17 protein-coding genes are annotated in these 21,454 nt (G+C 62.9%); 10 read left to right on the top strand and 7 right to left on the bottom strand.

What is annotated here, in order from left to right; translation table 11 throughout:
- Positions 1 to 9 precede the first annotated feature (9 nt).
- The 3 genes from OKC29_RS10330 to OKC29_RS10340 all read left to right on the top strand — a co-directional run bounded on the left by OKC29_RS10330 (position 10) and on the right by OKC29_RS10340 (position 1,949).
- The gene (locus OKC29_RS10330) at positions 10 to 642 is read left to right on the top strand and encodes a DUF2057 domain-containing protein (protein ID WP_029303852.1); all 633 of its coding nucleotides are present in this window, start codon (positions 10 to 12) and stop codon (positions 640 to 642) included.
- Between the two features lie 72 nt (positions 643 to 714).
- Positions 715 to 1,152 (top strand): HIT domain-containing protein, encoded by a 438-nt coding sequence (locus tag OKC29_RS10335; protein WP_029303851.1) that lies wholly within the window; start codon positions 715 to 717, stop codon positions 1,150 to 1,152.
- 98 nt (positions 1,153 to 1,250) lie between these two features.
- Positions 1,251 to 1,949 (top strand): DUF3334 family protein, encoded by a 699-nt coding sequence (locus tag OKC29_RS10340; RefSeq protein WP_016349593.1) that lies wholly within the window; start codon positions 1,251 to 1,253, stop codon positions 1,947 to 1,949.
- 68 nt (positions 1,950 to 2,017) lie between these two features.
- Here the strand turns inward: OKC29_RS10340 and OKC29_RS10345 are convergent, their stop codons facing one another.
- On the bottom strand, positions 2,018 to 3,016 hold the full coding sequence (locus tag OKC29_RS10345; protein ID WP_045790557.1) for a DUF2860 family protein: 999 nt from the start codon (positions 3,014 to 3,016) through the stop codon (positions 2,018 to 2,020).
- 207 nt (positions 3,017 to 3,223) lie between these two features.
- Between OKC29_RS10345 and arcB the strand changes: the two genes are divergently transcribed.
- The 6 genes from arcB (at position 3,224) to OKC29_RS10375 (ending at position 15,086) form a co-directional block, all read left to right on the top strand.
- Positions 3,224 to 5,536 carry an aerobic respiration two-component sensor histidine kinase ArcB gene (gene arcB / locus OKC29_RS10350; protein ID WP_016349595.1) on the top strand — a complete coding sequence of 771 codons (2,313 nt, stop codon included), beginning with the start codon at positions 3,224 to 3,226 and terminating at the stop codon, positions 5,534 to 5,536.
- Positions 5,537 to 5,564: 28 nt separating this feature from the next.
- A complete protein-coding gene (gene dgt / locus OKC29_RS10355) occupies positions 5,565 to 6,920 on the top strand; it encodes a dGTPase (protein WP_045790555.1) in 1,356 nt (451 codons plus the stop codon).
- A gap of 328 nt (positions 6,921 to 7,248) precedes the next feature.
- Positions 7,249 to 7,452, top strand: coding sequence for a hypothetical protein (locus tag OKC29_RS10360; RefSeq protein WP_011704847.1), 204 nt, complete (start codon positions 7,249 to 7,251; stop codon positions 7,450 to 7,452).
- A 149-nt stretch (positions 7,453 to 7,601) separates the two neighbouring features.
- Positions 7,602 to 11,879 carry an ATP-binding protein gene (locus tag OKC29_RS10365; protein WP_073348980.1) on the top strand — a complete coding sequence of 1,426 codons (4,278 nt, stop codon included), beginning with the start codon at positions 7,602 to 7,604 and terminating at the stop codon, positions 11,877 to 11,879.
- Positions 11,860 to 13,071, top strand: coding sequence for an EAL domain-containing response regulator (locus tag OKC29_RS10370; protein WP_162275615.1), 1,212 nt, complete (start codon positions 11,860 to 11,862; stop codon positions 13,069 to 13,071). The genes OKC29_RS10365 and OKC29_RS10370 overlap by 20 nt, the downstream gene beginning before the upstream one ends.
- A 38-nt stretch (positions 13,072 to 13,109) precedes the next feature.
- Positions 13,110 to 15,086: a HAMP domain-containing methyl-accepting chemotaxis protein gene (locus OKC29_RS10375; RefSeq protein WP_073348982.1), complete on the top strand. Its 1,977-nt coding sequence runs from the start codon at positions 13,110 to 13,112 to the stop codon at positions 15,084 to 15,086.
- A gap of 84 nt (positions 15,087 to 15,170) precedes the next feature.
- On the opposite strand, the gene rfaH is transcribed toward OKC29_RS10375, so the two are convergent.
- The 4 genes from rfaH to metN all read right to left on the bottom strand — a co-directional run bounded on the left by rfaH (position 15,171) and on the right by metN (position 18,271).
- Positions 15,171 to 15,671 carry a transcription/translation regulatory transformer protein RfaH gene (gene rfaH / locus OKC29_RS10380; protein WP_016349600.1) on the bottom strand — a complete coding sequence of 167 codons (501 nt, stop codon included), beginning with the start codon at positions 15,669 to 15,671 and terminating at the stop codon, positions 15,171 to 15,173.
- Positions 15,672 to 15,767: 96 nt separating this feature from the next.
- Positions 15,768 to 16,568: a methionine ABC transporter substrate-binding lipoprotein MetQ gene (gene metQ / locus OKC29_RS10385; protein WP_011704853.1), complete on the bottom strand. Its 801-nt coding sequence runs from the start codon at positions 16,566 to 16,568 to the stop codon at positions 15,768 to 15,770.
- A gap of 25 nt (positions 16,569 to 16,593) precedes the next feature.
- Positions 16,594 to 17,247 carry a methionine ABC transporter permease gene (locus OKC29_RS10390; RefSeq protein ID WP_011704854.1) on the bottom strand — a complete coding sequence of 218 codons (654 nt, stop codon included), beginning with the start codon at positions 17,245 to 17,247 and terminating at the stop codon, positions 16,594 to 16,596.
- Positions 17,228 to 18,271, bottom strand: coding sequence for a methionine ABC transporter ATP-binding protein MetN (metN, locus tag OKC29_RS10395; RefSeq protein WP_024944324.1), 1,044 nt, complete (start codon positions 18,269 to 18,271; stop codon positions 17,228 to 17,230). Before metN ends, OKC29_RS10390 begins: the two co-directional genes overlap by 20 nt.
- A gap of 471 nt (positions 18,272 to 18,742) precedes the next feature.
- Between metN and OKC29_RS10400 the strand changes: the two genes are divergently transcribed.
- Positions 18,743 to 19,198 (top strand): hypothetical protein, encoded by a 456-nt coding sequence (locus OKC29_RS10400; RefSeq protein ID WP_043125007.1) that lies wholly within the window; start codon positions 18,743 to 18,745, stop codon positions 19,196 to 19,198.
- Between the two features lie 112 nt (positions 19,199 to 19,310).
- Here OKC29_RS10400 and ppgK read toward each other — a convergent pair whose 3' ends face one another.
- Both ppgK and queG read right to left on the bottom strand, forming a co-directional pair.
- Positions 19,311 to 20,069, bottom strand: coding sequence for a polyphosphate--glucose phosphotransferase (ppgK, locus tag OKC29_RS10405; RefSeq protein WP_043125005.1), 759 nt, complete (start codon positions 20,067 to 20,069; stop codon positions 19,311 to 19,313).
- A gap of 83 nt (positions 20,070 to 20,152) precedes the next feature.
- Complete coding sequence (queG, locus tag OKC29_RS10410; RefSeq protein WP_270669271.1) at positions 20,153 to 21,280, bottom strand: tRNA epoxyqueuosine(34) reductase QueG; 1,128 nt, start codon at positions 21,278 to 21,280, stop codon at positions 20,153 to 20,155.
- Positions 21,281 to 21,454: the final 174 nt, after the last annotated feature.

A 21,454-nucleotide genomic window follows, 5' to 3' on the forward strand; every position in this document is an offset into this window, starting at 1 on the left:
TGAGCGAACATGAAGAGTTGTCGGTACGGGCGTGGGGTATCGCTGCTGTGGGCAGCGCTGGGCATGAAGATGGTACTGGGCAGTGCGGCTTGGGCGGCTGTCGAGGTGAGGGTGCCGGCGGATTTCCAGATCCTGGCGGTGAGTGCGGGCACGCTGCACGACGAGCAGCATGCCACCCTGCCGGATGGGGAGCAGCAGTTGCTGGTGCGTTATGAAGGGGTGATCCCGAGTCGCAGCAGCAGCGAGAATGACCGCCAGCTGCGCTCCGCACCGCAGGTATTGCGTTATCAAGCCAGTCAGCAGCTGGTGCGGCTGGTCGCCAACTTGCCGAGCGATGAAAGGGGCATGGCGCAGTATGCCGAGTCTCCCGTCATGGGGCTGCAGGCCGGTGGCCAGAGCATTGCCAGCCAGCAGGATGCGCTGATCACCAGCGGCATGCTGATTGGCATGGATTGGCGGGCCAAGCTCGCCGAATACAACCAAAGCGGCGGCAAGGCGGCAGTGAGCACGGTCGTGCCCGTGACCGCAGCCGCCGAGCCGGTGGCGGCCAGCGCGCTGGAGGGCCAGTTGCAGCAACTCTTCCTCAAGGCCGACCCTGGGCTTCGCAAGCGCTTTGTCAGCTGGGCCGTGCCGCGACTTTAAGTTTGCGGCCCGTTGCAGTAACGTGGGTGCTCTCATCGTGCATCGCGCCCACCTTACGTCAACGAGGTCTTCATGTTTGAACTGCACAGCCGCCTGCAGGCAGATACCCGCCTGCTCGGCGATCTGCCCCTTTGCCGCGTCCTGCTGGCCAGGGACAGCCAGTATCCCTGGCTCATCCTGGTGCCGAGAGTGGCCAATCTGCGGGAAATTCACCACCTGGCTCCGGCGCAGCAACAGCAGCTGATGGAGGAGTCCTGCGCGGTCGCCACCCTGATGGAGCAGGCGCTGCGACCGGACAAGATCAACGTGGCGGCGCTCGGCAATCTGGTACCCCAGCTGCATCTGCATCATGTCGCCCGTTTCAGTACCGACAAGGCCTGGCCCGGTCCCATCTGGGGGGCTCATCCCTCCGTGCCCTATGAGGAAGCCGCATTGCTGGCAGAGGCGGCCAGCTGGCGCCTCAAGCTGGCCAATCTGGCCGGATTCAGCCCGCTTGGCACTGACAATTGAATCAACTGAGAGGCGGCTCGCTATTTCGAAGCCCAAGCCGCGCTATCTGTTAGAGTTATGGTATAGATAAGCCCATTTTCGATGTTCAGGAAGGTCCCATGATAGTGACAAGAGCCGACAACGATACCGTATTGACCACAGAGGACGTGCTGCTGAGTCTGTGCCATTCGGTCACGGATGTATTGAGTGCGGCAACCCAGAGTCAGGTGCGTTTCTCCGGCATGGTGCAGCGGATCAGCAAGACCTGTCTCAAGCCGGATATCGGCTGCTTCGTGCTGTTTGATGGCGGCTTCTCCGGCCTGGTGGTGATCAACTTCTCCGCCTCCGCCGCCATGGAGCTGTACGAGAGCTACATGCTGAGCATGGGGCTCTCCAAGGAAGATCTCGCCATCTCCCATACCTCGGACGAGGTGAGCAACGTGATGGGCGAGCTGATGAACCAGATCGTCGGCAGCTTCACCGTCAAGGTCGGCCGGGATCTGCAGACCCACATCACCCAGAACCAGCCGAAGATGCTGGCCCTCAACAAGCAGGTGATGCTGAGCGTCGATACCAACCTCGACAGCCCGGAGTCGCGCCGGGTCACCTTCTTCACCGCCCGCAACAACATCTTCTATCTGGAGCTGGCGATGGACAAGACCGAGTTCATCCGCATCCACAACGACGGCATGGATCAAGAAGAGTTGGATCCGGATGCCCTGATCGCCCAGACCAAGCGCGAGGCTGCCCAGCCGGCTCCGGCCGCCGCTCCGGTGGCCAACGATCACGACGATCTGCTCGATTCGCTCGGGATCTGATGGCCGCAGGCCGTTGCAAATGACGAGGCCACCCATGGGGTGGCCTCGTTTGTTGATGCGGGTCTGGTTTAGAAGTTATAGAGCAGACCCGTGCTGAAACGGGTGGACTGGCTGTCGTAGAAGTTGATGTCCGAGTCGGCGCTGGCATAGGCGGCGGTGAAGGTGGCGGCGAGGGCGTTGACGCCAAACAGGTTGTGCCAGAAGAAGGTGCCATTGATGGCAAATTCGTCGGCATCGGCGCGCTGGCCGAAGATGGGGTTCGCCTCGTCATACTTGCGCTTGCCGGTATAGAGGTTGCTGACGAAGGACCACTGGGGGCCGCGCTTGGCATAGGTCAGCTTCAGGCCGGTGTTCTTGAAACTCTCGGCGCTGCCGTCAAGGCGGGCCTGCTTGTAGACGATGGCCGGCTCCAGCAGCTGGTTGCCGCCAAAGTGCCACTGGTAGGAGAGCTCCATGTCGTGCATCTTGCCGTTGCGATCCAGCAGGTCGGCGTAGTGGGTGCCGTGGCTCTGGTCATACTGCTGGCCGCTGCGCTCCTCATCCATGTCCACCTCCCGGGTGGTCAGGTTGCCGTAGAAGTTGCTGCCCCAGATCTTGTCCCAGGCAAAACGCGCCCCTTTTGATTTCACATCGGTGGAGCTGCGATCCACCCCGGTGGCGAAGGGATCGCTCCACAGCTCGACCGGCATGACGTTGAACACCAGCGAGGTGGCGACTATGCCCTTGTCACCCATCTCCTGGCGCAGGCCGAGCTGCTGGGTGAAGTCGAAGCGCACCGCGTCCTGGATCAGGTTGCCGAGGAAGATCTGGGTACGGGTATCGGCAAAGGTGTAGCGGATATCGGCGTTGAGCAGCGGTGTCAGGCCGCTCTCGCTGTCAGGCGAACCGAGGTCATTGATGCGACTGTGGTTGTCATCGCCGGCATAGAAGTTGGACTTGTAGCTGACGGCGTTGACCCCGCCCAGCAGGAAACCGGACCAGCCGGACTGCTTGGGGATCTCGCCCAGATCGGCGTGGGCGGCATTGGCTGCCAGCAGGCCAAGACTCAGCAGGGTGAGATTACGCATCGATGAGACTCCTGAAATATCAGTTGGTTGAATTGAACGGCCGAACATTATAGCCAGCCAGGCTTAACCCGGGCTGACCGAATTGACTCCGGCATGCTACCCCAGCGGAAGGAGGAGGTTAACCGATAATTTATCGTGCGACGGCACAAGAGTTCGGCGCGCCGTGCTGGTATTCTGTTCGGCGAATATCGGGGAGAAAACAATAAGATGAAACAAATCAAATCCTGGGCGCAATATTACGTCGACCTGATGACCAAGCTGGGACTGGTGCGCTTCAGCATGTTCCTGGCCACCGGCATCATAGTGCTGGCCGTTTCGATCCAGATGGGGGTCACCCTGTTCCTGCGCGGCACAGTGGACATCGTCGACCTGGTGCGCTCGGTCTTCTTCGGCCTGCTGGTTACCCCCTGGGCCGTCTATTTTCTCTCCATCGTGGTGGATCAGCTGGAGGATTCCCGCCAGCGGCTGACCCGCATGGTGCGCAAGCTGCAGGACATGCGCGAGCGGGATCTCGAGCTCAACAGCCAGCTGCAGGAGAACATCAGCCGCCTCAATGCCCAGATCGCCGAGACCAACCGGGCCGAGACCCTGCGCCAGCAGGCCATCGAGGATCTGGAGAACGAGGTATTCCAGCGCGAGAAGGCCCAGCTGCATCTGGGGGAGCGCACCGCCCTGTTGCGCTCCTTCATAGACTGCTCCCCCGATCTGGTCTACTACCGCAACGAAGACGAGCAGTTCTCCGGCTGCAATCGCGCCATGGAGGAGCTCACCGGCAAGGTGGAGGCGGAGCTCATCGGCTTGACCCCGTTCGATGTCTACAAGCACGACATCGCCAGCAAGGTGGTGGAGACCGACAAGCAGGTCTTCGCCCAGAACGAGCCGCTCACCTATGAGCAGTGGCTGGAGTACCCAGACGGTCGCAAGGCCTACTTCGAGCTGCGCAAGGTGCCCTTCTTCGATCGTTTCGGCAAGCGGCTCGGCCTGCTCGGGTTTGGTCGCGACATCACCGAGCGCAAGCAGTATCAGGACAAGCTGGAGAAGGCGAGCCGCGACAAGACCACCTTCATCTCCACCATCAGCCACGAACTGCGTACCCCGCTCAACGGCATCGTCGGCTTAAGCCGGATGCTGATGGATACGCCGCTCGATCCCAAGCAGCACCAGCAGCTCAAGACCATTCACCTGAGCGCGGTGACGCTCGGCAACATCTTCAATGACATCATCGATCTCGACAAGCTGGACCGGCGCCGGCTGGAAATCGCCCCGACTCCCATCGACCTGCCTGCCTTCCTCGACGAGCTGGAGACGCTGTCGCGCATCCAGGCGGAGCAGAAGGGGCTCTATCTGCATTTCGACCGGGATGGCGACGTGCCGCAGTTCGTGATGGCGGACGGAACCCGGTTGCGCCAGGTGTTGTGGAATCTGGTGGGCAATGCGGTCAAGTTCACCGACGAGGGGGGGGTGACGGTGCGCTGCCTCACCCACCCGGCCGACACACCGGGCAAGCTGGCGCTGCACTTCGAGGTGGAAGACACCGGGGTCGGCATTCCCCGCGCCCAGCAGGAGAAGATCTTCGCCATGTACTATCAGGTGCAGGGCAAGAAGCACGCCACCGGCACCGGCATCGGGCTGGCGGTCTCCCGCCAACTGGTGCAGGCGATGGGGGGCCAGCTCTACGTGGACAGCGACCCGGGCGAGGGCGCCTGCTTCACCGCCGAGCTGGAGGTAGACTGCGTCGCCGCCCAGACGCCCGCGGCGGAGCCCGAGATGCCCTGCCTCGATATCCTGCTGGTGGAGGACGTCGAGCTCAACGTGACCGTGGCCTGCGCCCTGCTCAACAAGCTGGGCCATGAGGTGAAGGTGGCGCGGGACGGAGCCCAGGCGCTGGCCATGGCCAATCCCGACGATTTTGATCTGATCCTGCTGGATATCCAGCTGCCGGACATGACCGGCTTCGATGTGGCGGAACAACTGCTCGCCCGCTACGGCGACAGCCTGCCGCCCATGGTGGCACTCACCGCCAATGCCACCGGCGATCGCCAGTACTACCGGGATCACGGCATGCAGGATGTGATCAACAAACCACTCGGTTCGAAGGCGGTGCGGGAGGTGATTGGCCACCTGTTTGCCGATCTGGCCGAGGATGAGGCGGACGAACAGGCGGATGCGGACAGTCAGGATGCGCTGCTGGACTTGCCCTTCCTCACCGATTATGCCGATACCGTGGGCAAGCAGGTGCTGATCTCCAGCGTCGAGCTGTTCGAGAAGATGATGCCCGACTACATGGCGGTGCTCGACTCCAACATGATTGCCCGGGATCAGGCCGGCGTGGTGGAGGAGGCGCACAAGATAAAAGGGGCGGCCGGCTCCATCGGTCTGCGCCGGTTGCAGCAGCTGGCTCAGCTGATCCAGAGTCCGGATCATCCCGCCTGGTGGGAGAACGTGGAAGACTGGATAGAGTCGCTGCGCCGCGAATGTCCGGGTGACATCGCCCGCTTGAAGCGCTGGCTGCTCTCGTAGATGCGAGCCGCAGGCAAGGAGCCGCAACATGTATAGCCGTTTGATTACCCCCGAGCGCATCCATCACTGGGGCGAGGAAGATCTGCTGGAGGCGACCGAGCAGGATCGCGCCCGCATCGTGCAGGCGGCGCCGGTGCGCCGGCTGCAGCAGAAGACCCAGGTCTTTCCGCTCGACGTGAAGGCCTCGGTGCGCAGCCGTCTCACCCATTCGCTGGAGGTGCAGGAGACCGGCCGCCAGATCAGCCGCCGCGTTCTGGCGGCCCTGCCGGCGGGGTCGGTGTGCGAGGGGGCCTTCATCAATCTGGTGGAGATGTCCTGCCTGTTGCACGACGTCGGCAACCCGCCGTTCGGTCACTTTGGCGAGCAGGTGATGAGCCAGTGGCTGGCGCAGGCGCTGGATGGGTTGTTTGCCGAGGCCCTTGGCAGCGCACCCAGCCCGCAGTGGGCAACGCTTCGCCAAGATCTGCTGGTGTTTGACGGCAATGCCCAGAGTCTGCGGCTGGTGCACAGCCTGCACGAGCTGAACCTGACTCTGGGGCAGCTGGCGGCGCTGTGCAAGTACCCGCAGCAACCCCTGCACGGCGGTCAACATCACGGCTGGGCCAGCAAGCGCGGCATCTTCTTCAGCGAACAACCCCTCTACCGCGCCCTCGGCCAGAGCCTGGGGTTGGCCCCCGGCTGCCGTCATCCGCTGGTCTACATCATGGAGGCAGCCGACGACATCTCCTACTGCATCGCCGATCTCGAAGATGCGGTGGACCGGCGCATCCTCAGCCTGAGCGAGCTGCAACAGGCGCTACGGCTGGCCGATGACGGCGCCTACATGGCCGGCTTGCTGGCGGAGGCGACCGCCTCGGGCAGGGGCTTCTTCCCCCACTTTCGCCAGCAGTTGACCCGGGACCTGGTGGAACTGGCCGCTCACACCTATGTGAGCGAGCACCCACAGATCCTGAGCGGCGCCTATCCCCAGGCCCTGCTGCATGGTCAGGCACCGGCGGCGCGGGTGCTCGATACCCTCAAACAAGTGGCTCGCGAGCTGGTGTTCATGCGTCCCGAGGTAGAGGCGCTGGAGCTGGAGGGTTATGCCGCCCTGCGCGGCGTGCTCTCCACCTATGCCTGCCTGCTGGCGTTGCCGGCCGCGCAGTTCGAGCGGCTGCTGGCCGGACAGGGGGGCAGCGAGCTGTTCTTCGCCCGCCGGCTGTTCCATCGACTGTCGGCCCGTCATCTCAAGGCATACCGGCTGGCGGTGGCCAGCCGGGATCCGCGCTTCAGCGACGGGGCGGAGCAGGAGTGGTACTTCCGGGTGCGGCTGCTGCTCGACTACGTGAGCGGCATGACGGATACCTATGCGCTGGAGGAGTTCCGGCTGTTGTCCGGGATCTGAGCCGGAGCGGCATGGGTTTGCCTGTGCCTGTGCCGGATGAGTATTGATAGATGACTCACCTCCCCATATGGGGGGTGAGGTTCTTGTATAAAATTCGGTCTTTTTTTAGACTGTGGCAACTTGTTCAACTTTCACTCGGTAAGGAGACGGATATGCAACATTCAATGCTAAACGTTGCGTTCGACCGCTGCATCAGCAGCGCGAAGACTCGTGCTCTTTTTCTGCCGCGTGGAGGAAACAGGTAACACCTGCTTTTTCATCACCCGCGGTTGTCCCGCAGGGTGATCTCTTCTCTCCGGGGGAACCGCACGTTCAACTGGAGAATATTATGTCTATCGAACTGACCCTGCTGCGCACCGTCGAAACCCTGGTCCAGAAACGGATTACCCGGCTGGAGCGTCGTGTCAGCTACCTGCATCTGTCGCCTGCTCTGCTCAAGGACATCGGTCTGGAAGGGCAAAATGTGCAGATCGCCCACATCCGTGAGCGGGAATATCAAACCGGCTTCCGACTCGGGAACCGAATAACCTGACAAGAGGGGGTCTTGGCCCCCTTCTTGCTAGAAAACGGCAGGCGTGAGCCTGCCGTTTTTCGTATCCGGACGAGTTCTGCTACCAATTTCTATTCGCACATTTTGCCAAAATCCCTATGATCGCTCTCCAAGCCGTTCAGGAGTTACCCATGCTGCGCCTCTGTTATCGCGCCATTTTGTTGTGCTGGTTTACCTGCTGTAGCCTGGTGGCTGCGGCAGAAACCTCCCTGGACAAGGATCAGCTGGGGCTGGCGGAGCGGCTCTGGCTCGCCTCGCGCAGCGACCTGGTGGTCGGCATGCCGTCGGTGGCCTGGCCACCCTACATCTATGCCAATAGCCGGGGTGGCTTCAGCGGCCCGCTCGACGATTTTGCCACCCTGATTGCCGGCCGGCTGGGGCTGACCGTGCGCTACAAGACTTACCCCTACTATGCCGGCGCCCAGCAGGCGCTGCTCGATGGCGAGGTGGACATGCTGATCGGGGTGACACCGAGCCAGTCGCGTCAGCAGAAGATGCGCTTTACCTCGGATCTGATGACCCTGCCGCGCGGCGTGCTGCTGGCGCGAGAGGAAGGGGAGCCGACTCTGGCGACGGCGCGCCAGCTGCGCTGGGTGTGTGAACATGGCTTCAGTTCCTGCGAGGAGCTGGCGGAGCTCGGCATGACCCAGCTCACCGAGGCGGACAGCAGTGACGAAGCGGTTTTCATGGTGAAAAAGGGGCTGGCGGATGCCTATCTCTCCGATCTGCCCTCTCTGGTTCGCCTGCAGCGCCTGCAGCAGCAGGCCGGGCTCAAGGTGATCACCCCGGAGTGGGTGACGGACACCTCGCTGGCCATGGCGGTAGGGCCCGACAATCAGGGGCTGCTCGGTTTGCTGGAGCTGGCCCTCAACGACATTCCGCTGGATGAGCGGCGCCGCATTCTGGAGACCGGCGGGATTGTCGACTACGAGCTGGCCAACGGTCCCCGCCAGATCGTGTTCAACCAGAGCGAGCTCGAATGGTTGGCCCGCCATCCGACCCTGCGCTTCGGGGTGGCGCCGGACTGGCCGGCGGTGAGCGAGATCGACGGCAATGGCCAGCTCAAGGGGTTCATCGCCGACATGCTCAAGCTGGTGAGCCTGCGCTCCGGCCTGCAGTTTACCCTGGTGCCCACCAGCAGCTGGGCCGAGACCCAGGCGCTGTTCCAGGCGCGCAAGCTGGACTTCATCCCGGCCATCACCCCGACCGCGGAGCGGCGACAATACTCCCTGTTTACTCCCGACTACGCCTTCATCCACCGGGTGATCGCCGCCAGACAGGGGTGCGAGGAGCTGGACAACCTCAACGAGCTCAAGGGGCGACGGGTGGGGATTGTCGGCGGCTCGGTGGAGGAGCTGGTACTCAACGAGGTGGGGGCCCATCCGGTGACGGTGAGCAGCGATACCAAGCTGCTGCCGCTGCTGGACGGGCATCAGGTCGACTACGTGCTGATGAGCATGACCACCCTGGAGCAGGCGCTGCAAAAAGGGTTCAACAATCGCTATCAGGTGGTGTTCTCCGGCAACGAGCTGAGGGTGCCGGTCGCCATGGCGGTGCACCAGCAAGACCCCATGCTGCAGCAGATCCTCACCAAGGTGCTGCTCTCCATCCGCCCGGAAGAGATGACCAAGCTAGAGCACAAGTGGCTGGCGCTGACCATCCAGACCGGCATCAACCCTGCCACTGTGGCGCTCTGGTCCGCGGTCGGTGTGGGCGCTTTCCTGCTCTGCGTGCTGTTGTTCATGGGCTGGAACCGGACCCTGCGCCGCCAGATAGTGCAGCGCAAGCTGGCCGAGCACAAATTGAACGAGCAGCTGACCTTCGTGCAGACCCTGCTCAACTCCTTGCCCAACATGGTGGTGCTGCGGGATCGCGAGCAGCGCATCACCCTCTGCAACCAGGCCTATCGGGATGCCTTTATCGGTGAGCTGACCCAGGATGATGGCGACGATCTGGACCGCATGCCGGCCAGAGAGCGGGAGCGGGTGCTGCGCGAAGAGTCGGGGGTATGGCAAAGCGGCGAGCAGCTGGAAGGGGCGGGCAACAGCCGCCGTCAGGATGGCGCCATGTTCCACGTCATTTACACCAAGCGTCCCTATCGCTCGCCAAAGGGCGACATGCTGGGGGTCCTGACGGTGCTGACCGACGTGACCCGCATCAAGGAGGCCGAGGCGCGTGCCCGCAAGGCGGAGACCCGGCTCACCCAGATCACCGACAGCATGCCGGGCATCGTCTATCAGTACCTCTGGCTCGGCCCCGGCAAGGGGCGCTTCCTCTATGCCTCGCAGGGGGCGAGCGAGATCCTGGGAGCCAGCCGGCAGGAGATATTGTCGGCCGAGTCGGGCGGCGAGGTGTTCGGCTTTACCGAGGAGGCACTGCAGGATTTCGTCAGCAAGGTGGCCAATCATGCCGAGACCCTGGCCCCGCTCGATCTGGAAGTGCGGGTGGAGCGGCCGGAGGGGGCCCGCTATCTGCAGGTGCGCGGCAGCTTCGTGCCGCAGGAGGAGGGGCACCTGATCCTCAACGGGGTGATCCAGGACATCACGGCCCTCAAGCACCAGGAGCACGACCTGAGGGAGGCGCGCGCCTATGCCGAGCAGGCGATGCAGGTGCGCAGCCGCTTCTTGGCCACCATGAGCCACGAGTTGAGGACCCCCATCTCCGGCATGCACGGCATGCTGGAGCTGCTGCAGATGAGCGAACTGAACGACGACCAGCGCTATCTGCTGCGCAACGTGGTGACCTCCACCAACAACCTGCTCTATCTGGTCAACGACGTGCTCGATTTCTCCAAGATAGAGGCGGGCCAGCTGCAGTTGCACTATCAGGATTGCCGTCTCGCCTCCGTCATCTGCGACGTGATCCGCGGTCACGCCACCCTGGCCCATGGCAAGGGGCTCAAGGTGACGCTGGGGTGGGCGCCGGAGGTGCCGGATCAGGCCCGCATCGATGCGGTGCGGGTGGGGCAGGTGCTTTCCAACCTGCTCAACAATGCGGTCAAGTTTACCGAGCGGGGCGAGATCCGTATCCAGGTCAGCTTTGAGAAGGAGCGGCTCGCCATCGCGGTCAGCGACACCGGCATCGGCATTGCCGAGGAGAAGCAGGATCGCCTGTTTACCCCGTTCGAGCAGGTGGAATCCGACATAACCCGACGCTTCGGTGGTACCGGGCTCGGCCTTGCCATCTGTCACCAGCTGGCCCAGAAAATGGGGGGCTCGCTGACGCTCGAGAGCAAGCCGGGGCATGGTACCCGGCTCACCTTCGACTTCCCGCTGGCGGAGTGTCAGTGGGATGCCCCGCCGCTGGCAGGCCACGATTGGTGGCTGTTTGGCGAGGATGCGGCCCTGCAGAGCGCGATGCAGCGGCTGGGGGCCAGGCTGCATCGTCTGGATCCGCAGCAGTGGCAGCAGCCGGTGAGTGGTTTGTTATTAGCGGAAGAGAGCTGGCTCGAGCAGGCCCTGGGCAGCGAGTGGTTGACACATTTGCAGCGCTCGGCCCTCAAGGGCATAGTGCTTTCCCCGCAGGAGGCCCTGCGCGGCCGCATGGGGTCGGGTGCCTGGTGGCGGCTGGGGCAGTCGCCACTCTATCCTGACCTGCTGCTGGAGACCTGTCACCAGTTGCTGGGGGAGGCGGCGACCAGCCCGGTCGAAGCCAATGCCCCCAAATTGCAGGGACGGGTGCTGGTGGCCGACGATCACCCCATCAACCGTGCGCTGCTGGCTCGCCAGCTGGCGATCCTCGGGGTGGATGCCGAGGTGGTGGACGACGGTGACAAGGCCTTGCGCACCTGGCAGGGGCAGGCATTCGCCCTGCTGCTGACCGACTGCCACATGCCGGTGATGGATGGCTACAGTCTGACCCGGGCCCTGCGGGCACAGGGGGTGTCGGCTCCCGTCATCGGGGTGACGGCCGATACGTCCGAAGAGGCCAGCCTGCAGATGCAGGAAGCCGGCATGAACGACATGCTGTTCAAACCCTATACCCTGGAGACGCTGCACCAGATGTTGATGCGCTGGTTGCCGGTGAGCCCTCAGACCCAAGAGCTGGGCCAGCCCGCTCCGTCGGCCAGCGAGCAGGGGGAGTGCTGGATCTCGCTGTTTGGCGATGAGGCGGTGGCGCGCAGCATGGCGCGGGAGTATCTGGATTCCAATCGCCAGGATGGTGATGACATGATGCAGGCACTGGCCAGGCAGGACACCTATGCCCTGGTGGAGACGGCGCACCGCATCAAGGGGGCTGCCCGCATGGTGGGGCAGCAGGCTCTGGCGGAGGAGGCGGCCCGGCTCGAAGCGGCGGCCCGCCTCAAGCAGCTGGACGAACTTACCGAGTTGAGTCAGACGGTACTGGCGCTGATGAACTCTATTACATGCGAAATTGGATTATGGCTCGATGAACAAGACACAGCATGAGTTGGTGATCATGGTGGTGGAAGACCACGCGTTCCAGCGCAAGGCGTTGATGCACCAGATCCGCGGGATCGGTTACGGCTCCCTGCTGGAGGCGCAGGACGGGGTGGAGGCGCTGGCCATGTGTCAGCGTCATCAGGTCGATATCCTGTTTTGCGATCTGCGCATGCCGGGCATGGACGGTATGGCGCTGCTGCGTCGCCTCTCGCTGGGCGGTTTTCGCGGTGGCATCATCCTCTCCAGCGCGCTGGAGGATGACGTGGTCGAGGCCGTGCTGCGCATGAGTGCCGCCTATGGTCTGCAAGTGCTGGGGCGCATCGAGAAGCCTTCCAGCCAGCAGCAGATCAGCCAGCTCATCGGCGCCTGGCGCCCGCAGCAGGAGCGCGCCCAGGAGGAGGACGGCCACCGCCTGACCCTGGATGAGTTGAGCCTGGCGCTGGAGCAGGATCAGCTGCTGCCCTGGTATCAGCCCAAGGTGAGCTTCGGCTCCGGCCAGTGGGTCGGCATGGAGGCGCTGGCGCGCTGGCAGCACCCGGAGTACGGTCTCATCTCGCCGGCCCGCTTCATTCCGCTGGCGGAACACAACGGCCTCATCGATCAGCTGACTGAGGTGATCATCAGCAAGTCGCTGCGCGATGGCCATCTGTGGGAGCAGACCGGGCTCTCCCTCAACCTGTCGATGAACCTCTCCACCACCTCCCTCATCGAGGGGGATCTGTGCAATACCCTGATCAACCAGTGCCAGCGCTGGAGCATCAACCCCGAGCTCATCACCCTGGAGGTGACCGAGAGCTCGTTCGTGAAGGATCTGGGCAAGTCGCTGGAGGTGCTGACCCGCCTGCGCATGCACGGCTTCGGCCTCTCCATCGACGACTTCGGCACCGGCTACTCCTCCATGCAGCAGCTGGCCCTGCTGCCCTTCACCGAGCTCAAGCTGGATCGCTCTTTCGTCGATCGCTGCTTTGAGGACCCCTCCCGCTTGGCCATAATAGAGTCAAGCATCGAGCTGGCCCGCAAACTGGGGCTCAAGTCCGTCGCCGAAGGGGTGGAGGATGAACTCACCTGGCGGCTGCTGGCACGGCTGGGGTGCGACGTGTGCCAGGGCTTCTTCTCGGCCCGGCCCATGCCGCGTGAGGAGTTGATGGGATGGCATGATTCCTGGCGTGAACGGCTACCGGCACTGCTCGGGGAGTGAATGTCGGGCAGGATGCCCGCAACGAAACAAGGATGTTCATGAAAATTTCAAGCAAGTTGCTGCTCAGCTTCTGTTTTATCAATCTGCTGGTGATCCTCTCTTCCAGCCTCGTCTACCACCAGCTCGGTCGCATCGGACAGGCCGGCAGCGCCCTGCTGGAGCAGGCTCTGCCCGCCCTGCAACGGGATGAGGCCAGCCAGAAGGCGCTGGTGGCGACCATCTCCTCCCTGCGAGCCTATCTCATCCTGGGCAAGGATCCGGCGCAGGCCGTCCGCCTCAAACAGGAGTGGGAGGGGGCATGGCAGGTGATCGAGCATCAGCAGTTCACCGCCGAGCTGACCCGCTCGCTCAAGGCCTTCAAGACCAGCCAGCAGAAGGTGTGGGACATCGCCCATACCGACGAGAACCTGCCCGCTCATACTCTGATGCTGCAGGAGGCGGGGCCGCTGGCGGAGTCGGCCCTCGATCAACTGCAGTCCTTTGCCAACGAAGAGGTGGCCACCCCGCAGGATCAGCTGCCCGGCGATCGCCGCCTGCTGCTCAAGCAGGTGGGGGATGCCTACAATGGCCTCTCCAATGCGCTCTCCGCCCTGCGCGACTTCCTCATCTCCGGCGATCCGGACTATCGCACCAAATACCAGGATTATTACCAGTTCCACCAGCAGCGGGTGGCCGAGCTGAAACAGCAGGAGGCCAACTTTACCGAGGCACAGAAGGGGATCTGGTCGCTGTTCGAGGAGATGTCGGCCCCCTTCGCCGAGCTGGTAGGGCAGGTGATCAGCAAGCGGCAGGCACCCGACTGGGATCAGGCCAACCATCTGATGGCGACCGAGATTGAGCCGGCTCTCGGTCAGCTGGCGACCCAGCTGGCCGGCCAGGTGACCCAGACCCGCGCCGAGGTGGAAAGCATGGGCCAGAAGATGACCAGTGCCGGTCAGGCCATCAATCGCACCCTGCTGCTGGCCACCCTGACAGTGATCGTGCTGGGTACCCTGGTGGCGCTGCTGTTCAGTCGCCGGCTGACCCGTGACATTGCCAGCCTGGTGCTGCGGGCCGATCTGGTGGCCAACGGTCGGCTGCCGGCCCGCCCTCTGCCGGTACAGAGCCAGGATGAGCTGGGTGGGCTGACGGGCTCCATCAACCAGATGTCCGGCCAGCTACGCCAGCTGGTGGGGGAGATCCAGGGGGCGGTGGGGCAGGTGGATGGGGCCTGCGGCGAGGTGGGCAGCACCACCCGCGCCATCGTCACCGATCTGGCGAGCCAGAATCAGCGGGTCGATACGGTGGCGGCGGCCATCGAGCAGATGTCGGTCAGTACCCGGGATGTGGCGGGCAATATTGCCGAAGCGGCACGGGCCGCTCAGCAGGCGGAGCAGCAGACTCGCCAGGGCGGCCACGAGCTGGCCCGTATGACTGCCACCATGCAGCAGATTGCCACCATGATTGCCGAGGCGAACGAGGCGATGGGGCAGCTCAGCAGCCAGAGCGAGCAGGTGGGACGCGTCACCGAGGTGATCGCTACCATCGCCGAGCAGACCAATCTGCTGGCGCTCAATGCCGCCATCGAGGCGGCGCGGGCTGGCGAGCAGGGGCGCGGGTTTGCCGTGGTGGCCGACGAGGTGCGGCTGCTGGCGAGCCGCACCAGCCAGTCCACCGAGGAGATCAGCCAGACCATCGCCAGCATCCAGCAGCAGACCCGCCAGACCGTCAACACGGTCGGCAGCGGTACCCGCTTGGTGGAGGAGGGGCGCGGCGCCGTCGACTCGGTGACTGGCACCCTGAATGCCATGCTGCAGCTGGTGCAGGATCTGTCGGGCCAGCTGGGGACCATCGCCACCGCGACCGAGCAACAGTCACGGGTGGCCCAAGAGGTGGCGGGAACGGTGGAGGAGATCGCCGGCCTCAGCCGGCAGTCGAGCCAGCGCAGCCAGCAGGGGGAGGAGATTGTGGCCCGGCTGGCGCAGGATACCGGTCGCTTGACGGCGGTGATCAGCCGCTTCGAACTGGATGCCTGAGGCGGACGAGGGCCATGAAAACGGGGCAGGCCGCTGGGCCTGCCCCGTTTCTTTTCAGCCTGATGGTCGCTCTGGCCTGGCGGGTCAGTCCAGCCGGCGGAAGGACTGGTTATCAAAGCTGCTGCTGGTCTCCTGGTTGAGCAGGCTCACCAGCAGGATCGCCCGCTTGTCGCCGTCCGGCTCCAGATAGATGGCTTCGAAGCCGGCCAGCGGACCGGATTCTATCAGCACCTTGTCGCCCTGAGTCGGCAGGCTGGCGTAGCTGGCGCGGGCCTCGTCGCTGTCGTCCCGACTCATCAGCTGATAGACCAGCTGGCTGCTGATGGAGGTCCACTCTCGACCGAAGTGGATGATGCGGCTGATGCCGCGGGTCGACTTCAGGGTGACCGGGGTGACCTCTTCCAGATCCACGTAGATGAACAGGTAGTTGGGGAACATGGGCTCCCGCACCGGGACACGCTTGCCCCGCCGCAGTTTTTCAATTTCCACCATGGGGTAATAGGACTCGATCCCCTGGGCTTCGAGATGGGCGCGGGCGCGGGCCTCTTCTTTTGGCTTGCAGTAGGCCAGATACCATTTTTTCATGTGCTGAGTATGTTCGTGTTGCCGTGCTCGCCGATATGATAACGGCAGCAAAAAAAAAGGCCACGCATTGCGTGGCCTTTTTTGCCGAGTGAGTGATTACCAACCTTTCACCAGGCCGCCCTTGAACAGTTCCAGCCCTTTCTTGTAGACGTCGTCGGTCTGGAAAGCCTGTACGAACTGTTTGACCTTCTCGTCGTCCTTGTTGTTGTCGCGGGCAACGATCAGGTTGACGTAGGGGGATTCTTTATCCTCAACAAACAGACCGTTCTCGGTCGGGGTCAGCCCAATCTGACCGGCGAAGGTGTTGTTGATGATGGCCAAGTCCACGTCTTCCAGTGAGCGCGGCAGCTGGGCAGCTTCCAGCTCGACGATCTTGAAGTTGCGCGGGTTGCTGGCGATGTCCAGTACGGTCGCTTCCAGACCGGCGCCTTCCTTCAGCTTCAGCAGACCTTGCTTCTCCAGCAGGATCAGGGAGCGGCCCAGGTTGGTCGGATCGTTCGGCACCGCGATCTGGGCGCCATCTTTCAGCTCGCTCAGCGCCTTGATCTTCTTGGAGTAACCGGCGATCGGGTAGACGAAGGTGTTGCCGACCGGCACCAGCTTGAAGCCGCGATCACGGATCTGGGCATCCAGATAGGGCTTGTGCTGGAAGGCGTTGACGTCGATGCTGCCATCGTTCAGCGCCACGTTCGGGGTGACGTAGTCGGAGAAGTTGACCACCTCGACGGTCAGACCGTATTTCTCCTTGGCCACTTTGGCGGCCACTTCAACCAGTTCGGTTTCGGGGCCGGCGATGGCGCCTACTTTCAGGGTCTTGTTCTCTTCTTTTTGACCGCAACCGGCCAGTACCAGAGTGGCCAGCAGGGCTGCCGCAACGGATTTGATGCCAAATTTCATAAAACCTCCTGTCAGAAATCGACGATTAACGATGATCACATTTGTTGACCAGGCGCTCACCCGCGCTCTGGATGAGTTGAACCAGTACGACCAGAATAACCACGGTCACCAGCATGACGGTCGGGTCGAAGCGCTGATAGCCGTAACGAATACCCACATCGCCCAGACCACCGCCCCCGATGGCACCGGCCATGGCGGAGTAGTTCACCAGCGTGACGAGGGTGATGGTGACGCTGTTGAGGATGCCGGGCAGGGCCTCGGGCAGCAGCACCTTGGTGATGATTTGCAGGGGCTTGGCGCCCATGGCCTTGGCCGCCTCCAGCAGGCCGTCCGGCACCTCCATCAGGGCCCCTTCCACCAAGCGGGCGATGAAGGGAATGCAACCGACGGTCAGCGGCACGATGGCGGCGATGGTGCCGATGCTGGTGCCGACGATCAGCCGGGTCAGCGGGATGATGGCGACCAGCAGGATGATAAAGGGCACCGAGCGACCCACGTTGACCACCATGCCCAGGGTGCGGTTGAGCAGCGGGTTGGCCAAGATCTGGCCAGCCTTGGTCACGTGCAGCGCCACACCGAGCGGCAGACCGAGCAGGCAGCCAAACAGGGCGGAGGCAAACACCATGATGAGGGTGTCACCCAGGGCCGTGAACAGCAGATTAATCATGGCTTCGGACATAACCCATTACCTCCAGCTGAATATGGTTGTCGATGAGGAACTGCTGGGTCGCCTCGCACTGGGCTTCATCCCCGAACAGTTCTGCCAGCAGGAAGCCGAATTTGACGCCCCCGGCGTATTCGATATCGGCGCTCAGGATGCTGATGTCGATGTTGAAACGGCGGCTCGCCTCGGAAATCAGGGGCGTATCGACCGTGCTGCCGGTAAAGCCAAGCTTCACCAGTGGATAGCTGCCGGGGACCCGCTCCGCACTCATCCGATCCTGATACTCCTGGGGCACTTCCAGGTGGATGGTGGAGTGGATGAAATCCCGCGCCAGCTGGGTCTTGGCATTGCTGAAGAACCAGGCCACTTCGCCCTGTTCGATCAGGCGGCCGTCGCTGATGATGGCCACTTCGTCACAGATCCCCTTCACCACGTCCATCTCGTGGGTGATGAGCAGGATGGTGAGACCCAGCTTGACGTTGATCTCCTTGAGCAGAGTCAGGATCGAGCGGGTGGTCTGCGGGTCGAGGGCCGAGGTGGCCTCGTCGCACAGCAGCACCTTGGGGGCCGGCGCCAGCGCCCGGGCGATGGCGACCCGCTGTTTCTGGCCACCGGAGAGCTCGGACGGATAGGCGTGAGCACGGGCTTCCAGCCCGACCAGTGCCAGCAGCTCTTCGACCCGTTGCTGGATCTTCTCTTTGCTCCAGCCTGCCAGCTCCAGCGGGAAGGCGATGTTGGCGGAGACGGTGCGGGAGGCGAGCAGGTTGAAGTGCTGGAAAATCATCCCGATCTGGCGGCGGGCCTGGGTCAGGTCCCGCTCGCTCAGAGCGACCAGATCCTGGCCGTCGACGATGACCTGACCTTCCGTCGGGCGCTCCAGCAGGTTGACGCAGCGGATGAGGGTGCTCTTGCCGGCACCGGAGGCGCCGATCACCCCGAAAATTTTGCCTTGCGGCACATGCAGGCTCACGTCACGCAGGGCGTGCACGGCATCACTGCCTTTACCGTAGACTTTGTTGAGACCGATCAACTTAATCATGGATTCTTCCGTGCTAACAGCCTTAAAGCACAGGGCGCTACAGGCGGGTGAATTGGGCAGAGGTTTCACTGGGTTGCTCTGCCATCATGGAGGATGATGCTAAGATGTCTGGATGGCCGTGTCAACGCGTGTTTATACATCTAGACGTCTAAAAAAGTGCTAAGGATTCCCGCCTGCCGACTAACGCCGACGGTGATCTCGCTCACATCAATATTGTATTTGGTGGTATGGCATGATTGCCGAATATCACATGGTAAATAACCGCTTACGGCCTCCTTTATTAGCCACCAACCGGATTCACCTGCTCATCCTTTTATTACCTCCGGGTTGGCACAAATCATTCCACTTTGTATCGATCGCTGCTTTCTTGGCCACTGGCTTGATGCAGCACAACAAGGGTCGCGCTTTGGCTTGGATTGCAATTGCCTGTTTTTTATACTTAAAGGGCACGATATACAGGAGGGCAACCTGATGCGATTTCAACAAATCAAAGACTTGCTGCTCTATCTGGAGCAGGTGCATCACCAGCTTGGGCTCGGTTACGGGCGTCTCATGGCACAGGTGGATGGCGAGCGCAGCCGGCTGCTGCTGGCCTATCTGCAGCAGCGCGAGGAGGCGGCAAAGAGCCAGCTGGATGACTACCTGAGTGAACTTGGCGAAGGGGTGAAGGAGACCTGGCTGGAGCGAGGCTTCAGCGAGGATCTGCTGCCCGGGATCCGGCGCCTGAGCCTGCCCGCCACGGCCCAGACCCAGGACATAGTGCAGTTGGTGTGTCGTCAGGAGGAGAAGCTTATCGGTGAGCTCAGCCATCTGGCCCGGGAGTGTCCGACCGAGGAGACGGTGCGGCTGCTCGGCGGCCTGGCCGAGCAGGAACAGACCCGCCTGACCCGACTGGTGCACGGCGCCCATCGCCTCAACGACTTATAGGAAATAGCCGGCCGGGCGACATGTCCCCGGGCGACAAGTAGGGTGAAAAATGGGCGCTGAAAACAGCAGAGGCCCGGCAATGCCGGGCCTCTGCTGTTTGTTCACGACGGTATCATGCCGACTGGCGGGCGACGGTGAGCTCGGCGGCGTGCAGGGCGGCGCCTATGATGCCGGCCTGGTTGAGGTTGGCGGCCGCCACCAGCGGGGCTCGGGTCTCAATCTTGTCGATGAACTTGTCGAGCTTGGCGGCGCTGCCGCCGCCCAGGATGAAGAGGTCGGGGGAGAACAGAAACTCAAGGCGAGCCAGGTACTTGTTGAAGCGCTTGCCCCAGCGGCCCCAGGAGAGATCCTCGCGCTTGCGCACCGCATCCGAGCAGTAGTGCTCGGCCACCATGCCTTCCAGCATCAGATGGCCCAGCTCGGTGTTGGGCAGCAACTGGCCATTGACGAACACGGCGGTGCCGATGCCGGTGCCGACCGTGACGAGGATGATGACCCCCCTGCTGCGATCCTTGCCTGTCCCGAAGCGCATCTCGGCCAGGCCGGCCGCATCGGCGTCGTTGAGTACGTGGCAGGGTTGGCCGGTCACGTCGGCGAACAGGTGGGCGACGTCGGTTTCAATCCAGCTCTTGTCGATGTTGGCCGCGCTCTTGGCGATGCCGTTGTGGATGGTGGCGGGAAAGCCGCAGCCCACCGGGCCCTTCCAGTCGAAGTGTTCCACCAGCGCCTTGAGGGTATGAGCCACGGCGGCCGGGGTGGCCGGCTGCGGCGTCACCAGTCGGTGACGTTCGCCAATCAGCTCGCCCGTTGCGGTGTCGACCAGGCATCCCTTGATCCCCGAGCCACCGATATCCACTCCCAACATCTGCATCAGCTTGTTCCTTTTATAGTGCCGACGATCGACCGTCGGCAGAGCATGAAAAAATGGCTTCGATCCGGCAAGGGGCAGATCGTCTATGCGTGATCCGGCAGACCTTTTTCGATGCAGCGGATCAGCAAGCGCGTCTTTTTGTTGTCATCCTGCTGGCGTTTGGCCAGGGTGGCCAGCGCCCATTCGATATGTTCGGCCACCAAGGGTTCGGCTGCTGTCAGCGCCTGCTGCAGGGCCGCCATGACCTGAGGACTGGCCGGGCCGTTGCCAAGGGCCACCGCCAGGTTGCGGCGCCAGCGCTGATAGCCGATACGGCGGATGGGGCTGCCTTCGGTGTGCTTGAGAAACTCGCTCTCGCTCCAGCCCCACAAGGTCAACAGCGGCGGGCGATGCAGATTGGGGCGCGGGCTGAAGTCGGGCTCCGGGCTGGCGTTGGCATAGCGGTTCCAGGGGCAGATGAGCTGGCAGTCGTCACAGCCATAGATGCGATTGCCCATCAGCGGCCGAAATTCTTCGGGAATGGGGCCGTCGTTCTCGATGGTGAGATAGGAGATGCAGCGGCGGCCGTCCACCACGTAGGGGGCGATGATGGCGCCGGTGGGGCAGATGTTGATGCAGGCCACGCACTTGCCGCACTGTTCTTTCTCCACCGGGGCATCCAGTGGCAGCGGCAGGCTGAGCAGCAGCTCCCCCAGAAAAAAGAAGGAGCCCGCCGACTCGTTGAGCAGCAGCGAGTGCTTGCCTACCCAGCCGAGGCCCGCCTTGGCCGCCAGCGGCCGCTCCAGAATGGGGGCCGAGTCGACGAAGGGGCGCCAGCCTAGCGCCTCGCAGCGCTGCTCGATGCGCTCCCCCAGCTGCTTGAGCCGGTTGCGCAGCAGCTTGTGGTAGTCGCGACCGAGGGCATAGCGGCTGATGTAGCCAAGGGTGGGGTCGCGCAGGGTGGCTGCGAAGCCCGCCTCGAACGGCAGATAGTTCATCCGCACCGAGAGCACCCGCAAGGTGCCTGGCAGCAGTTCGTGGGGGCGGGCCCGCATCATGCCGTGACGCGCCATGTAGTCCATGCTGCCGTGATGGCCCGCATCGAGCCAGGCCTGCAGCCTGGGCTCCTCGAGGGTGAGATCCGTGTCGGTGATACCGACCTGGTCGAATCCTAGCTCGCTCGCCCAGAGCTTGATATCTTGGGCCAGTTGATGGAGTTCGGTGGTGGTCATGGGGCCGTCTGCCTGCCCGGGTGCTGACCGGGATGGAGGTGTACTGTCATGCTGTATCGCATCTCTGGGGTCTTGTTGCCAAGGTTGACCGACTGGCATGGCGGTTGCCGTCATACTGCATCATGTGCCCGGTGCCAGCTGGCCCGGATAAATGAATGAGAGTCAGGAGCCGTC

It is taken from the genome of Aeromonas sp. QDB34 (assembly GCF_027705405.1).
GTDB lineage: Bacteria > Pseudomonadota > Gammaproteobacteria > Enterobacterales > Aeromonadaceae > Aeromonas > Aeromonas hydrophila.

Bases quoted from the DNA above. Each gene is read 5' to 3' on its own strand.
- OKC29_RS10330 (WP_029303852.1), top strand. From the start codon at position 10: ATGAAGAGTTGTCGGTACGGGCGTGGGGTATCGCTGCTGTGGGCAGCG.
- OKC29_RS10335 (WP_029303851.1), top strand. From the start codon at position 715: ATGTTTGAACTGCACAGCCGCCTGCAGGCAGATACCCGCCTGCTCGGC.
- OKC29_RS10340 (WP_016349593.1), top strand. From the start codon at position 1,251: ATGATAGTGACAAGAGCCGACAACGATACCGTATTGACCACAGAGGAC.
- OKC29_RS10345 (WP_045790557.1), bottom strand. From the start codon at position 3,016: ATGCGTAATCTCACCCTGCTGAGTCTTGGCCTGCTGGCAGCCAATGCC.
- arcB (WP_016349595.1), top strand. From the start codon at position 3,224: ATGAAACAAATCAAATCCTGGGCGCAATATTACGTCGACCTGATGACC.
- dgt (WP_045790555.1), top strand. From the start codon at position 5,565: ATGTATAGCCGTTTGATTACCCCCGAGCGCATCCATCACTGGGGCGAG.
- OKC29_RS10360 (WP_011704847.1), top strand. From the start codon at position 7,249: ATGTCTATCGAACTGACCCTGCTGCGCACCGTCGAAACCCTGGTCCAG.
- OKC29_RS10365 (WP_073348980.1), top strand. From the start codon at position 7,602: ATGCTGCGCCTCTGTTATCGCGCCATTTTGTTGTGCTGGTTTACCTGC.
- OKC29_RS10370 (WP_162275615.1), top strand. From the start codon at position 11,860: ATGAACAAGACACAGCATGAGTTGGTGATCATGGTGGTGGAAGACCAC.
- OKC29_RS10375 (WP_073348982.1), top strand. From the start codon at position 13,110: ATGAAAATTTCAAGCAAGTTGCTGCTCAGCTTCTGTTTTATCAATCTG.
- rfaH (WP_016349600.1), bottom strand. From the start codon at position 15,671: ATGAAAAAATGGTATCTGGCCTACTGCAAGCCAAAAGAAGAGGCCCGC.
- metQ (WP_011704853.1), bottom strand. From the start codon at position 16,568: ATGAAATTTGGCATCAAATCCGTTGCGGCAGCCCTGCTGGCCACTCTG.
- OKC29_RS10390 (WP_011704854.1), bottom strand. From the start codon at position 17,247: ATGTCCGAAGCCATGATTAATCTGCTGTTCACGGCCCTGGGTGACACC.
- metN (WP_024944324.1), bottom strand. From the start codon at position 18,271: ATGATTAAGTTGATCGGTCTCAACAAAGTCTACGGTAAAGGCAGTGAT.
- OKC29_RS10400 (WP_043125007.1), top strand. From the start codon at position 18,743: ATGCGATTTCAACAAATCAAAGACTTGCTGCTCTATCTGGAGCAGGTG.
- ppgK (WP_043125005.1), bottom strand. From the start codon at position 20,069: ATGCAGATGTTGGGAGTGGATATCGGTGGCTCGGGGATCAAGGGATGC.
- queG (WP_270669271.1), bottom strand. From the start codon at position 21,280: ATGACCACCACCGAACTCCATCAACTGGCCCAAGATATCAAGCTCTGG.